We start from the raw sequence: 13,774 nt of genomic DNA, 5'->3' as shown, positions 1-13,774 counted from the left end.
GGCCCGGTGCAACTTGATCGGTTTGTCAGCTCGTCGAACTACACTCCGCCAAAGTGAATTTTCAATCCGGCCTTGTAGACCCTGCCCGGTCCGGGGCTGGACCACAACACGTCGTTCTGCGGCGTGCCGTCGTTCGAACCGCGAGGGATCGCATAGGGCCGGTAGTACTGGTTCAACAAATTGTCGATCGACGCCGAGAAGACGATGTCCTTGGTCGCATTCCAGGTCAGGTAGAGATTGACCAGTTCATAACCGGTCGAGGGCAGATAGGTTGCGGGCACGTCGTTGTTGGCGCCGAACGAGGACCACTGCGCCGCCAAGATCAGCCTGCGGTCGAGCAGCCGGACGCCGCCGGTCGTGGTGATCTTGCGCGGCGTGATGGTCGAAAGGCCGATATTGGTCGCGACGTTCTTGCCGCGGATCAAATGGCCGGCGACGCCGACATACCACAGGCCGGCATCGTACATCGTTTCGGCCTCGAAGCCCTCGATCCGGGCCTGCGCTATGTTCTGGTACTGGAAGAACTGGCTGAAGAGGCCCGGAGCAGGGACGAGGATGGGCGGCCGCGGTGTCGATCCAACGAGATCGATGTAATCAGAGACATCGTTGCGGAACACGTTGAACTTGGCGCGGAAGCTGTCGCCGGTGGTAAACACGTCATTGTACTTGAGGTTAAGCCCTGCTTCCTTGTTCTTGCCGACCTCCGGCCGCAAATTCGGGTTGGGTAGGAAGCAGAACAGCCCCGCTGTGCCGCTCGGACAGGGAAAGAGCGCCGGACCACCGCCGGTGGCGTGCTCACCAGCGATCAGCGTTTCCGTGATCGAGGGCGCACGATAGCCTTCGGCATAGCTGACATAGGGCGTGAAGCCCGCCACCGGCGTCACACCGATGGTGATCTTCGGTGAGAAGCGGTCGCCGCCACCTCCGGTCGCTACCGTCGGCGAATGCAGATCGTAGCGATCATAACGGATCGCGCTAACGGCCTCGAACCAGGTCGAAAAATTCTGCTTCAACTGGGCGAACCCGCCGGAAACCGTCCGCAGGCCACTCGGCGTGGTGATATTGGAATTGCCGCGGCTGTCGAAGGTTTTCACGTCGTCCTGAAACGCATCGAGTCCGAACGTGACCGCGTTGCGCCAGTCGCCGACATTGAACCGCGTCGTATTGTTGACGTCGATCCCGAGCGTGTCGAGCACATAGCCCCGCCTGTCGCCGACGCAGCCGGAGATGTTGTTGCCGAAAGCGCCGCCACAGATCGCTGGCGCGCCGGTGCTGTTATGATGGGTCTTGATTTGGTCGTTGTCGGTGCGGTTGCCGTAGAGCGACAGGTTCCAGTCCCACAGATTGTCATCCGGCCTGCTGTATTTCCAGGTCAGCGTTCCTGTGTAGTTCTTGACGTCGGAGGCGTAGACCGACGACCCCTGAAACAGCGCGCGTTGCGCCGGAGTCAGCACCGGCCCGCGATTGAACTGGCCGATGCTGTACTGGTAATCCTGGAAAATGCCGCCGAGCTTGATCTCGTGGCCGTCGGCCGGCCGCACCGTGAGCTTCATCAGGCCGGCCGCGATCTCGTTGCCGGTGTTGCCGATCTCGGTGCCGTTGCCGTCTTTGTAGTTGCCTTGCGTGCGGTAGACCGCGCCGCCGAAGACGTCGACGTTGGGATCCGCGCGCACGCCACCGAAGATCGAGCCGAGGCCGCGAGCGTTGTTAGTACCGCCGGAGCCGGTCATGTCGACGCCCCAGCGCTCGCCCGGACGCACGACGTCGTCGATGTCCTTGGTGCGGAATGAGACTACGCCGCCGATCGCGCCGGAGCCGTAGATGTTGGCAGTTGGCCCGCGCACCACGTCGACGCCGCCGACGAGCTCCGGATCGAGGAAGAACGAGCCGTTGGCGTTGTGCCCGGTACGCTGGTAGTTCTGCCGCGCGCCATCGACGACGACCGCAACGCGACCGAAATCCTGCAGGCCGCGGATGTTGATGACGGTCGAGGGATCGTCGCCGCGCTCCTGGAACGACACGCCGGGCACATTGTAGAAGATGTCGGACAATCGGTTCGGCTGCAGGCCCTGAATCTGCTCGAGCGTCACCACGCTGACCGGCGCCAGCGCGTCGATGGCGCGCTCCTCGGTCTTCGACGCCACGACCGTGAGGGTATCGAGCGATTGCACCGGGCCGGTCCCAATCTGCGCGCGCGCATTCATTACAGGCGCAGCGGCCTGCTGGTCCGCTTGCGGCTTCGCCGGCTTGCGCCGCGCTTGCTTCTTCTGCTCAGGCGAAGACGTAGCGGCCTGCGTACCCGCCGTCTGCGCGTTGCCGGCTTCCCCGACCAGCAATGCAATTGAAAACACCGACGCGCCCAACAAGAAGGCACGCGAAATCCTAGCCCCGTCAGCCATACAACCCCAGCCCCGATATCTGTTCTTTTGGGTCTGGCTGGCGGGCGCTACGCGTAACTTGCGAGCTGCTTGCTGGCTGCCACATTCAGGATGCAGGCATTGTGCCAGCATCGCATCATGCTTGGTTACGTGGCGGTTTCCGGGCGGTCAAGAACCGCATTCGGCACTTTATATCAATTGTAAAGTGCAGCGGTTGGATTGCGGCCCCGCCCAACTATACAAGCGTAGATCGATTGAATTTTTCGGGGCACCAAAGCGCAAAATGTCCGCGACAACAGGAGACAAGCTCGGAGCCGCCCGGACGCAAGCCGGCAATCCCGCCTCCGCAGCCAGATCGCTTGCCATCAGCGGCAACCGGATCGACAGCCGCGAACTGTTCGCCACCGAGCGCGAAATCATCATCGCGCATGGCGAGGAGCATTACCGTCTGCGGCTGACGTCGCAGAACAAGCTGATCCTGACGAAGTGACCTACCTGGTGAACCGGAAATGACAGTTTGTCGCACGCTCGCAGTGTCGGCCGCCGCGAGCTGCTTCCTGCTCGGCGGCGTCGCGCTCGCTGCGGGCGTTAAGGTGCATGATGCTCGTAATCGCGACGTCACGATCGCAGACCCCGCGCGGATCGTCTCGATCGGCGGCGCGATCACGGAAATTCTCTATGCGCTCGGTTTCGAGGACCGTCTCGTCGGCGTCGACTCGACCAGCCTCTATCCGGCCGCGGCGCGCGAGAAACCCGATGTCGGCTACATGCGCCAGCTTTCGGCCGAGGGCGTACTCGGGCTCAACCCCTCCCTGGTGCTGGCGGCGCAAGGGTCCGGGCCGAAGGAAACCATCGACGTTCTGGAGGCTGCCAAGGTGCCGCTGGTGCTGGTGCCGGACACGTTCTCGGAAGCAGGCCTGCTCGACAAGATTAAGCTGGTCGGCCACGCCATGGACGCGGACAAGCGGGCCGAATGCCTGACCGCGGCGGTGTCAGACGACTTGGCGCAACTGCGCGAGCTGCGCGCCAAGGTAACGAAGCCGGTGCGCGTGATGTTCGTGATGTCGCTGTTGAACGGCCGGGCGATGGCCGCCGGAAAGAACACCGCGGCGAACGAGATCATCGCGCTGGCCGGCGGCGTCAACGCCATTGACGGCTATGACGGCTACAAGATCATCAATGACGAGGCGATCGTCGCGGCGAAGCCCGACGTAGTGCTCTCGATCCAGCGCGGCAAGGATTCGGTGGTCGCGGAGACGGTGTATCTTCATCCGGCTTTCGCGCTGACCCCTGTTGCGGCGAACAAGGCCTTCATCTCGATGGAAGGCCTCTATCTGCTCGGCTTCGGGCCGCGCACGGCGGCCGCCGCCCGCGACCTCTCGATCAAGCTCTATCCGGCACTGGCGCCGCAGGCCGAGAAATTCAAGCCTGCGGCACTCAACGCCGACTGCCGGAAATGACCGTTCTGACCGAGGGTAACGCCAAGCGCCGCAGCGGATACGCGTTGCGCCCTCCGGCCTCAGTGACCCTCATCTGCCTGTTCGCCGCGCTGGCCGGCGCAGCGCTGATCGCGTTGACGGTTGGCGCCGCCGGAATTCCGCTGGCGCGGCTGCCGGCCGCGCTCGGCCTGTGGGGTGACGCTGGGGCCGGTCCAAGCCTCGCGCGCGACCAGCTCGTGCTGTGGTCGATCCGAATTCCACGGATCGGCGCGGCCGCGATGATCGGAGCGCTGCTCGCGGCATCGGGCGCTATCATGCAGGGGCTGTTTCGCAACCCCCTCGCCGACCCCGCACTGGTCGGCGTTTCCTCCGGCGGCGCGCTGGCGGCGGCGGCTGCGATCGTCTTCACCGACAGCCAGATCGGCCAGAACTTCCGCTTCATGCAGCATCAGTTGCTGCCGATCGCGGCCTTCGCCGGTTCGCTCGCGACCACCGTCATCCTTTATTCGATCGCGAGCCGCTCCGGGCGGACGTCGATCGCGATTTTCCTGCTGGCCGGCATTGCCATCGCCGCCATCGCCAATGCCGGCATCGGGCTCCTCGTCTTCATCGCCGACGATCGCCAGTTGCGCGACATCACGTTCTGGCTATTGGGCTCGCTGAGCGGCGCGACCTGGCCCAAGCTCGCCACGCTGGCGCCGGTGCTGGGGTGCGCCGCTATCGCCTGCCTCTCGATTGCGCGTGGGCTCGACGTGCTGGTGCTCGGCGAGGCCGAGGCGTTCCATAGCGGTGTCGACGTCGAACGGCTGAAGCGGATTTCGATCATATTGGTGTCGGCGATGACGGGTGTGGCGGTTTCGGTCTGCGGCGTCGTCGGCTTTATCGGCATCGTGGTGCCGCATCTGTTGCGGCTGGTGATCGGGCCGGCGCACCGGTTGCTGCTGCCCGCTTCCATGCTGCTGGGCGCGGTGCTGCTGGTGGGCGCCGATACGCTGGCCCGCACCATCGTCGCGCCCGCGGAAATGCCGATCGGCATCCTGACGGCTGCGATCGGCGCGCCGTTCTTTCTGGCGATGCTGCTCCGCCAGCGCGGGCTGGTTTCGCTATGACCGTCATTCTCGAAGCGCAGTCGGCTTCAATGGTCGTTGGCGGCGCCACACTGGTCGATGGCATCGATCTTTGCGTTACCCCCGGCGATATGGTCGCGATCGTCGGCCCCAACGGCGCCGGCAAATCGACGCTGCTGCGAATGCTGTCCGGCGATCTCCGCCCGACGCGCGGCCAGATCAGGCTGAAGCAGCGCGACATTCAAAGCTATCCGCCGCGCCTTCTCGCTTTCCACCGCGCGATGCTGTCGCAGCATGTCAACGTCACCTTCCCGTTCACGGTCGAGGAGATCGTTCATATGGGCGCGGGTGATGCCGGCCGCGCCGCCGCGCAACGGCTGGTCGATGCGGCGCTCGGTGAGGTCGATCTGGCGCATTTCAGCCAACGGCAATTACCGACGCTCTCCGGCGGCGAACAGCAGCGTGCGCATTTCGCCCGCGTGCTGGTGCAGCTCGCCTGCGGCGAGGCGCAGCATGGGCCGGGCCTCTTGCTGCTGGACGAGCCGACCTCGAGCCTCGACATGCGCCACCAGATCGACTTGGTGGAAACCGCAAGGCGGCGCGCGCAGAACGGCACGGCCGTCATCGCCGTGCTGCATGACCTCAATCTCGCCATGCGGTTCGCCGACCGCATCGTGCTCTTGCATCGGGGTAAGCTCGCCGTCGATGGCGGCCGCAGCGATGCGATCACGGCCGAGACCATCCGCCGGATTTTTGAGGTCGATGTGAAGATCGACTATACTGACGCCGGCGTGCCGTTCCTGCTGCCGCAAACCATGCGGCCGGCTGCAGCGCAGTAACACCTAAACCGCAGCCTTATCCAACGCCGTTACGCGGCTTTCACAAAACTGTCAGCCGGCTGTAACAGCCGCTGCGCAAGACACACCGCATCGCTATTCAACAGGAGATCCGCCATGCGCGTGTCATTGCTCTGCTCCGTCGCATCCATGTTTCTGGCCGGCGCTGCCTTCGCTCAAGGTGAAGGCGAGTTTCCCGCCACGCTGAAGGGCCACGCCGTGCTGCCGGCGCAGACCTTTATCGACGCGCCCGCTGATGCGCCTGACGATCTCAAGACATCAGGCAAATACACCACCGGCCGCCGCGTCGACGCTCTGGGCACCGTGACGGGCAAGTCCTACGAACGCCCGACCGGCGTTTCGCTGCCGTTCAAGGGCCAGCCGCTGCAGGGCCATTCCGGCATCAAGGTGATGCCGGACGGCTCGTTCTGGGTGCTCACCGACAACGGCATGGGCTCGCGCTACAACTCGGCCGACTCGATGCTGTATCTGAACCGTCACAAGATCGACTGGGCGAGCGGCAAGATCGAGCGACAGGAAACCGTCTTCCTGCACGATCCCGACAAGAAGGTGCCGTTCCGCATCCTCCATGAAGACACCGCCAAGCGCTATCTCACCGGCGCCGATTTCGACACCGAAGGTTTTCAGATCATCGGAGACACCTTCTGGATCGGCGACGAGTTCGGGCCCTATGTGCTGAAGGCCGACAAGACCGGCAAGGTCCTGGCGGTGTTCGAAACCACCGCCGACGGCAAGCCGGTGCGCTCGCCCGATCATTGGTCGGTGCAGTCGCCTGCAGCTCCAGGCGCGAGCTACACCACCGTCAACCTCCGCCGCTCCAAGGGCTATGAAGGTTTTGCCGGCTCGAAGGACGGCAAGTTCCTCTATGGCCTGCTCGAGGGCCCGCTGTGGAATGCCGAGAAGAAGGACTTTGAGAAGGTCGACGGCAAGGAAGCCGCGCGGATCCTCGAATTCGACGTCGCAGCCGAAAAATTCACCGGCCGCTATTGGCACTATGTGTTCGAGCAGAACGGCCACGCCATCGGCGATTTCAACATGATCAACGCCTCAAACGGCCTGATCATCGAGCGCGACAATGGCGAAGGCACCGCCGACAAGGCCTGCCCGGCCGGCCAGCGCGGCGAGAACTGTTTTCCGGACCTCGCCAAATTCAAACGCGTCTACAAGATCGAACTCTCCGACGCCAATGTCGGCAAGCCGGTGCGCAAGATCGCCTATGTCGACCTGATGAAGATCAAGGATCCCGACAAGAAGGCGCGCAAGCCGCTCAATGACGGCGTGCTGACGTTCCCCTTCTTCACCATCGAGAACGTTGATCGGATCGACGACACCCACATCATCGTCGGCAACGACAACAACCTGCCATTCTCGTCGAGCCGCGATCCCAACAAGGCTGACGACAACGAGTTCGTGCTGCTGGAGGTGGGGGAGTTCTTGAAGGCGAAGTGACGAGTATTCGCAGAGTGTTTGGCTGGGAAGCGAAGTTGCGCGCGAGCAAGAGCAAGCAACTCTTCGCCAGCCTTCGTGTCCCGGACGCGGAGCAGCCTAGGCGATGCGAAGCATCGTCCGGCAACGCTGCTCCGCAGAGCCGGGACCCACTATCCCAACGCATGGACCCCGGCTCAGCAGTGCACCACGCCGCAAGTGCGGCGCGCTGCACAGCAGCCGGGGAACGCGAGTATCGCTAGCCCGCCGGCACCATCACCACGCCCTTGTCCTTGGGCCAGCGTATGCGCCACGCGAAGTTGATATCCCTCACCTCGCCGGGCTTGGCCTCGAACGCCCATTCCAGCACGCCGCGTCTGTCGCGGATGTTGCTTGCGGTCGGCGGCGTCGTGGACGACAGCATCTCGACCTGGATTTCCTCGTTCTCGCTGACCGGCAACTGATCCTCGACCGCGATCCGGATCGGGAAATCATGGCCGTTGCGCACGGTGGTCTTGAACGTGCGCTCGTCGGTCTTCGACGTCGTCACGATCAGGCCGGCCGATCCCTCGTTGCGCTTGAGAACCGCGCGTTCGATCTTGATCTTGTCGTCGGCGCCGAAGCCGAGCCGCACGGTCTCGTCCTTGGCCGCGGCGGCCATCTGCCCGCGGCCGACGAACACGCCATCGCGGTAGATCGAGACTCGGCCGGGCAATAGCGGCGCGTCCTCGTTCTGCTTGAAGTTCGCCTCGAGGAACGCGGTCGAGTCTTTCACCGGGGCGGCGCGGACCGCGAGATCAGGCGCGAGCGTTACGCTAGAGACGCGCAGGCTCTTGGCGCCTTCGCTGGCACCGAGGCTGACGCGGCCGGGAACTTTGAACACCACCTGGAAGCCGCTGACATCAGCCGTGGCCTGCTGTTCGTCGGCACGTTCGGCGAGGGATTCCGCCACCTTCGCGGCAGGCGCTGGCGCCGAGCGGAACCTATTATCTATCGCACCGCTGACGGACGCCTGAGGCCGCGGCGGTTGCGGATACTGCACGATCAGCGGATTGAGTTCGGGCGCGCTGCCGCCGCGCGCCGTGCGCACGGTGGAGACGCTGAGCGCGACGTTCGACCAATCCTCTCCGGTGGCCTGCGTGATTTCGGCGCGGCGCACCAGTTCGAGCGCGGGCTTGCGGTCTTTCGCGCCGGTATCGAGACGGGCGTCATAGAGCGGCGTCCAGCGCGCGCTGCGCACCGCATAGGTCACCCGCAGCGTCGCCTTGGTCGCGGCAGCCGCTGCGAGCTCGATCCGCACCTCCAGCTTGTTCGGCGGCTTCTGCGCCTTGTCCTGCTCGAGGCGCGCGATTTCGCGGTCGAGGTCGCGCTGCTTGCGTTCTGCATCGCGGACCGTGGCCTCGGTGCTGGCGACTTCTTCGCCAACCGCGGCAAAGGCCGCGCGCCATTCGGATATCGGCCGCGCCTCGCCCTTGTCGCCGATCCCGACCGGCGCGGTATCCGCAAATCGCTCGGCGAATTTGCGCCGCGCTCTCGCCGCATCGATCGCGCCCTGCAAATTGACCCGCTCGTCCTTCAGCGCCTCGATGCGCTTGTCGAGTTCGGGCAAATTGACCGGCGGCGCCGCGCGCGGCGGCTTGGCGTCGATCGCGCCGATCGTGAGTTTTGCGGCGGCCTCACCCTCGACCCGCAGCGACGTGGGGTCGAGCGTCAGCGGAAAATCCTTGAGAACAGCGGAATTTTCACCGGCCGGCAGATCGAGCGTGACGAGGCGCGTTACGCTGGCGCCGTCGGGATAGACGGTGACAGCATCCACCGCCGAGCTCGCGGCGATGTCGGCGGCCTGCGCCTCACCGGCGGCAAGCGCCGTCAGAACGACGAGGCTCGTCGTCAAAAAGCTGTTCGCAATCAATCGCATGGATACCCTCCTGAACCGCCCGCCGGATGGCGGCGGACAAAACAACGCCCACCACTCCCGGTCATGAGACGCGGCGAGGAAGGAATCGGTTCGATCGGGATTTTCGCCGCGGCAGCACCGCGGCGAAGGACCTTCCCCGGAAAGAAGGGGATGCGCGTTTTAAAACGCCAACGCCTTGGCCTGCTTCACCTGCGGCAGTGCCTGCACCTTGGCAAGCACATCGGCCGGCACGGGACCGTCGATCTCGACCAGCGCGATGGCGTCGCCGCCCTGCTTGACGCGGCCGAGATGGAAGGTGGCGATGTTGATCTTGGCATCGCCGAGCAGGCTGGCGAAGCTGCCGATGAAACCGGGCTTGTCCTCGTTGGTGACATAGATCATCGACTTGCCGAACTCAGCGTCGACGCGGATGCCCTTGATGTCGACCAGCCGCGGCTTGCCGTCGTGATAGACGGTGCCGGAGACGGAACGCTCCTGCCGTTCGGTGGTGACGGTCACCGTGATCAGGCTTTCGTAGTCGCTCTGCGCCGCGCGCACGATCTCGTCGACCACCATGCCGCGCTCCTTCGCGACGACCGGCGCGGAGACCACGTTGACCTCGCCCAGCATCGGGCGCAGCAGGCCCGACAGCACCGCAGAGGTGATCGCCTTGATCTTCATCTCGGCAACGTGTCCCTCATAGGTGATCTCCGTCTTCAGGATGCCGCTCTCGGTGAGCTGGCCCGCGAACGAGCCGAGCTTTTCGGCGAGCTCGATGAACGGCTTCAGCTTCGGCGCTTCCTCCGCCGTGATCGAGGGGAAGTTCACCGCGTTCGAGATCGCGCCGGTGAGAAGATAGTCCGACATCTGCTCGGCTACCTGCAGCGCGACGTTCTCCTGCGCTTCCGTGGTGGAGGCGCCCAGATGCGGCGTACAGATCACGTTAGGATGGCCGAACAGCACGTTCTTGGTGGCGGGCTCCTCGACGAAGACGTCGAAGGCGGCGCCGGCGACATGCTTGGAATTCAGTGCATCGAGCAACGCCTGCTCGTCGACAAGGCCGCCGCGGGCGCAATTGATGATGCGAACGCCCTTCTTCATCTTGGCGAGCGCCGCCGCGTCGATGATGTTCCTGGTCTTCTCGGTCAGCGGCGTGTGCAGCGTGATGAAGTCGGCGCGCTTGAGCAGCTCGTCGAGTTCGACCTTCTCGACGCCGATATCCTTGGCGCGCTCCGGCGACAGGAACGGATCGAACGCGACCACCTTCATTTTCAGGCCGAGCGCGCGGTCGGCGGCGATCGAGCCGATATTGCCGCAGCCGACTACCCCTAAGGTCTTGCCGGTGATCTCGACGCCCATGAAGCGGTTCTTCTCCCACTTGCCGGCCTGGGTCGAGGCGTCGGCCTGCGGAATTTCACGCGCCAGCGCCAGCATCAAGGTGATCGCGTGCTCGGCGGTCGTGATCGAATTGCCGAACGGCGTGTTCATCACGATGATGCCCCTGGCGGTCGCCGCGGGAATCTCGACGTTGTCGACGCCGATGCCGGCGCGGCCGATCACTTTCAGCTTCTTCGCCTTGTCGATGATCTTGGCGGTGGCTTTCGTCGCCGAGCGGATCGCCAGGCCATCGTAATTGCCGATGATCTCGGCGAGCTTGTCCTTGTCCTTGCCGAGATTGGGCTGGAAGTCGACCTCGACGCCGCGATCCTTGAAGATCTGGACGGCGGCGGGAGATAGCGCGTCGGAAATGAGAACTTTGGGTTTGGACATCTGAATGTTTCCTTCCACCCTCCCCTGCAGGGGGAGGGTCGGCGCGAAGCGCCGGGGTGGGGTGAACTGCCGGTGCGAACTCTGCGTGCGTCGGATGCGGAGAGATCACCCCGCCCCGCCGCACCTACGGTGCGTCGACCCTCCCCCTCCAGGGGAGGGTCAAGCATCAAGCTGCCTTCGGTAGCGCGGCCTTGGTCTCGGCAAACGCCCAGTCGATCCACTGCGTCAGCAGCGCGACATCGGAGGCTTCCACCGTGGCGCCGCACCAGATCCGCAGGCCCGCGGGCGCATCGCGGTAATAGGCGAAGTCGTAACCGGCGGCTTCCTTCTCCACCAGCGCAACCAGCTTCTTGGAGAACTCGGCCTGCGCGTCGGCGGTCAGCGAAGTGATCGCGGGATCGATGAACTTCAGGCACACCGAGGTGTTGGAGCGGATCGACGCATCCTTGGCCAGGAAGTCGATCCACGGCGTTTTCGCCTTCCAGTCCGACAGCACCTTGGTGTTGGCGTCGGCGCGCGCGATCAGGGCCTTGAGGCCGCCGATCGATTTCGCCCAGTTCAAGGCATCGAGATAGTCCTCGACGCACAGCATCGACGGCGTGTTGATGGTCTCGCCCTCGAAGATGCCCTGGTTGAGCTTGCCGCCCTTGGTGAGGCGGAAAATCTTCGGCAGCGGCCAGGCCGGCTTGTAGGTCTCAAGCCGCTCCACCGCGCGCGGTGAGAGGATCAGCATGCCGTGCGCGGCCTCGCCGCCCAGCGCCTTCTGCCAGGAGAACGTCACCACATCGAGTTTTGCGAAATCGAGTGCTTGCGCAAACGCAGCCGACGTCGCGTCGCAAATCGTGAGGCCTTGGCGGTCCGCGCTGATCCAGTCGGCGTTCGGCACGCGCACGCCTGAAGTCGTGCCGTTCCAGGTGAAGACGATGTCGGAAGCCGGATCGGCCTTGCTCAAATCGGGAAGATCGCCATAGCCGGCGTGCAGCTTGGTGACGTCCTTGAGCTTCAATTCCTTGACGATGTCGCTGACCCAGCCCTCGCCGAAGGATTCCCAGGCGATCGTGGTGACGGGGCGCGCACCGAGCAGCGACCACAACGCCATTTCGACCGCGCCGGTATCGGACGCCGGCACGATGCCGATCTTGTAGTCGGCCGGCACTTCCAGCACTTCGCGCGTCAATTCGATCGCGAGCTTGAGCCGCGCTTTACCGATCTTCGCGCGGTGCGAGCGGCCGAGGGCAGCGTCCTTGAGATTTTGGGGATTCCAGCCGGGGCGCTTGGCACAGGGGCCGGAGGAAAAATGCGGCACGTTCGGCCGCGAAGCGGGCTTCGCTACGGTCATGATCTATCCTTCCAGATAGTAAGCCTCCCGTTGGGGGGAGGTGTCCCGCCGCGGTCATTAGGGGAATCGGGCCCGATCGTCAAGAAGCTTCGGGTGCTTCACGCTCGATTGATGGGTCCTCGTCCGCGCAGGGAGCCGGCTCCTGGAGAAGTTCGGCGGCATCGGTGACCAGTTTGGCGGCCTCTCGCCGGCTCGAGACTTTCAAAATGCTGGTGTCCCCGGCCTGCACGACATATTCGCTTCCGATCCGAACAATCGAATATTTTTTCATTGGAAATCCCCAAGCTGCCCAAAGCCCCATGGGAGAGCCCGGCATAGCGGAGACGCTCCTGTCCGTAAAATCACGGACGCATGCGTAGTTTATCGCTTGTTAACTGGATCGAACACCGACGACTACCTCAGGCATTGGTCGCAAATGCGCTTCAACCGCAGACGAAGTCAGAGAAGTCAGAATCGCAACGTCATGCCGACATGGCTGCGCGCAAAACCCAAGCGCTCGTAAAACCGCTGCGCATCGACGCGGGTGTGATGCGTCAGCAATTCGACCAGTTTGCATTCCCTCGCGCGCGCTTCCACAACCGCCCACTGCACCATCTGCTCGCCGATGCCGCGGCTGCGGCAGTGGCTGGCGACGCGGACATCCTCGATCAGGCCACGCGAGGCACCCTGCGAGCTCAGCCCCGGCAGAATACATAGCTGCAGGCAACCGACCACGGCGCCTTCGCCATCCTCGGCAACTATGAGAAGGATGTTCGGGTCGTGCTGCAGCCTTTCAAATGCCGCGAAATAGCATTGTGGGAGTGGGTCTTCGATCCGCTCACGCGCACCGCCGAGCGGATCGTCCGCCAGCATGGCGATAATGGTGCCGACGTCTTCGCGGCGCGCGGGGCGGATGTTGACCTGCGCAATCTCGGTCATGATGCATTCCGGTGAAGTCAGCGCGCCGGCGGAAGGCCGAGAAATTTCTCGGTCTCGCCGATCCAGCGGCGCACCGCGGCGTAGCCGTCGAGATCGAAGCCGCCTTCGTGCGCCACGCGAGTATAGGCCACTAGCGATATGTCGGCGAGCGTGACGGCGTCGCCGACCAGGAACGGCGTCAGCGCAAGCTGGTGCTCCATCCGCGCCAGCGCCGCATAGCCGCGCTTGACCTTTTCAGGGTCGAGATCGGAGGCCGGTTTCTTCAGGTAGAACATCTGGAAGCGGCAGACGGCAATGTAGGGCTCGTGACTGTATTGTTCCCAGAACAGCCACTCGTCCATCTTCGCTTCCGCGAACGCAGCTTGCGGAACGAGACGAGAGCCGCGGGCGAGATAGCGGATGATGGCGTTGGATTGCGCCAGCGCGCGGCCGTCGTCGAGTTCGATCGTCGGCACCTGGCCGGCGCCGTTGAGCTTGAGGAAGTCCGCGGTCCGCGTCTCGCCCTTGAGCGTATCGACCGCTATCCAGGTGTAGGGCAGCGCGAGATGATCGCACACCCACTTCACCTTCAGGCAGTTGCCGGAATTGGTATCGCCGTAGACCTTCATGCGCGGCCCTCGTTGGGGCGGCAGTGCAACAGGCGGCGGCAATTCTGTCAACGGCGCCGGACCGGCGCCGCCGTGG

The 13,774-nt window shown here is 64.1% G+C and carries 12 protein-coding genes; 5 read left to right on the top strand and 7 right to left on the bottom strand.

What is annotated here, in order from left to right:
- Positions 1–38: 38 nt before the first annotated feature.
- Complete coding sequence (locus V1277_RS21030) at positions 39–2,399, bottom strand: TonB-dependent hemoglobin/transferrin/lactoferrin family receptor (RefSeq protein WP_334417924.1); 2,361 nt, start codon at positions 2,397–2,399, stop codon at positions 39–41.
- A 262-nt stretch (positions 2,400–2,661) separates the two neighbouring features.
- Between V1277_RS21030 and hemP the strand changes: the two genes are divergently transcribed.
- From hemP to V1277_RS21005, 5 genes are all read left to right on the top strand, one after another.
- Positions 2,662–2,868: a hemin uptake protein HemP gene (hemP, locus tag V1277_RS21025; RefSeq protein ID WP_028349405.1), complete on the top strand. Its 207-nt coding sequence runs from the start codon at positions 2,662–2,664 to the stop codon at positions 2,866–2,868.
- Between the two features lie 19 nt (positions 2,869–2,887).
- A complete protein-coding gene (locus tag V1277_RS21020) occupies positions 2,888–3,838 on the top strand; it encodes a heme/hemin ABC transporter substrate-binding protein (RefSeq protein WP_334417923.1) in 951 nt (316 codons plus the stop codon).
- Positions 3,835–4,926, top strand: coding sequence for a FecCD family ABC transporter permease (locus tag V1277_RS21015; RefSeq protein ID WP_334417922.1), 1,092 nt, complete (start codon positions 3,835–3,837; stop codon positions 4,924–4,926). Before V1277_RS21020 ends, V1277_RS21015 begins: the two co-directional genes overlap by 4 nt.
- Entirely contained in the window at positions 4,923–5,723 is an 801-nt protein-coding gene (locus V1277_RS21010; protein WP_334417921.1) for a heme ABC transporter ATP-binding protein, read from the top strand. The genes V1277_RS21015 and V1277_RS21010 overlap by 4 nt, the downstream gene beginning before the upstream one ends.
- Before the next feature lie 114 nt (positions 5,724–5,837).
- A complete protein-coding gene (locus tag V1277_RS21005) occupies positions 5,838–7,190 on the top strand; it encodes an esterase-like activity of phytase family protein (protein ID WP_334417920.1) in 1,353 nt (450 codons plus the stop codon).
- 235 nt (positions 7,191–7,425) lie between these two features.
- Here the strand turns inward: V1277_RS21005 and V1277_RS21000 are convergent, their stop codons facing one another.
- The 6 genes from V1277_RS21000 to V1277_RS20975 all read right to left on the bottom strand — a co-directional run bounded on the left by V1277_RS21000 (position 7,426) and on the right by V1277_RS20975 (position 13,698).
- Positions 7,426–9,084 carry a mucoidy inhibitor MuiA family protein gene (locus tag V1277_RS21000; RefSeq protein ID WP_334417919.1) on the bottom strand — a complete coding sequence of 553 codons (1,659 nt, stop codon included), beginning with the start codon at positions 9,082–9,084 and terminating at the stop codon, positions 7,426–7,428.
- 159 nt (positions 9,085–9,243) lie between these two features.
- Entirely contained in the window at positions 9,244–10,833 is a 1,590-nt protein-coding gene (gene serA / locus V1277_RS20995; RefSeq protein ID WP_334417918.1) for a phosphoglycerate dehydrogenase, read from the bottom strand.
- A 166-nt stretch (positions 10,834–10,999) separates the two neighbouring features.
- Positions 11,000–12,172: a phosphoserine transaminase gene (locus V1277_RS20990; protein WP_334417917.1), complete on the bottom strand. Its 1,173-nt coding sequence runs from the start codon at positions 12,170–12,172 to the stop codon at positions 11,000–11,002.
- Between the two features lie 79 nt (positions 12,173–12,251).
- Positions 12,252–12,488: a hypothetical protein gene (locus tag V1277_RS20985; RefSeq protein ID WP_334417916.1), complete on the bottom strand. Its 237-nt coding sequence runs from the start codon at positions 12,486–12,488 to the stop codon at positions 12,252–12,254.
- A 131-nt stretch (positions 12,489–12,619) separates the two neighbouring features.
- The gene (locus tag V1277_RS20980) at positions 12,620–13,090 is read right to left on the bottom strand and encodes a GNAT family N-acetyltransferase (protein ID WP_334417915.1); all 471 of its coding nucleotides are present in this window, start codon (positions 13,088–13,090) and stop codon (positions 12,620–12,622) included.
- A 17-nt stretch (positions 13,091–13,107) separates the two neighbouring features.
- Positions 13,108–13,698: a glutathione S-transferase family protein gene (locus V1277_RS20975; protein WP_334417914.1), complete on the bottom strand. Its 591-nt coding sequence runs from the start codon at positions 13,696–13,698 to the stop codon at positions 13,108–13,110.
- Between the last annotated feature and the right edge of the window lie 76 nt (positions 13,699–13,774).

Source organism: Bradyrhizobium sp. AZCC 1588, assembly GCF_036924735.1.
In the GTDB taxonomy this organism is placed as follows: domain Bacteria; phylum Pseudomonadota; class Alphaproteobacteria; order Rhizobiales; family Xanthobacteraceae; genus Bradyrhizobium.
The sequence above is the reverse complement of the archived record's forward strand: the minus strand, read 5'-3'. Positions and strand labels throughout refer to the sequence as shown.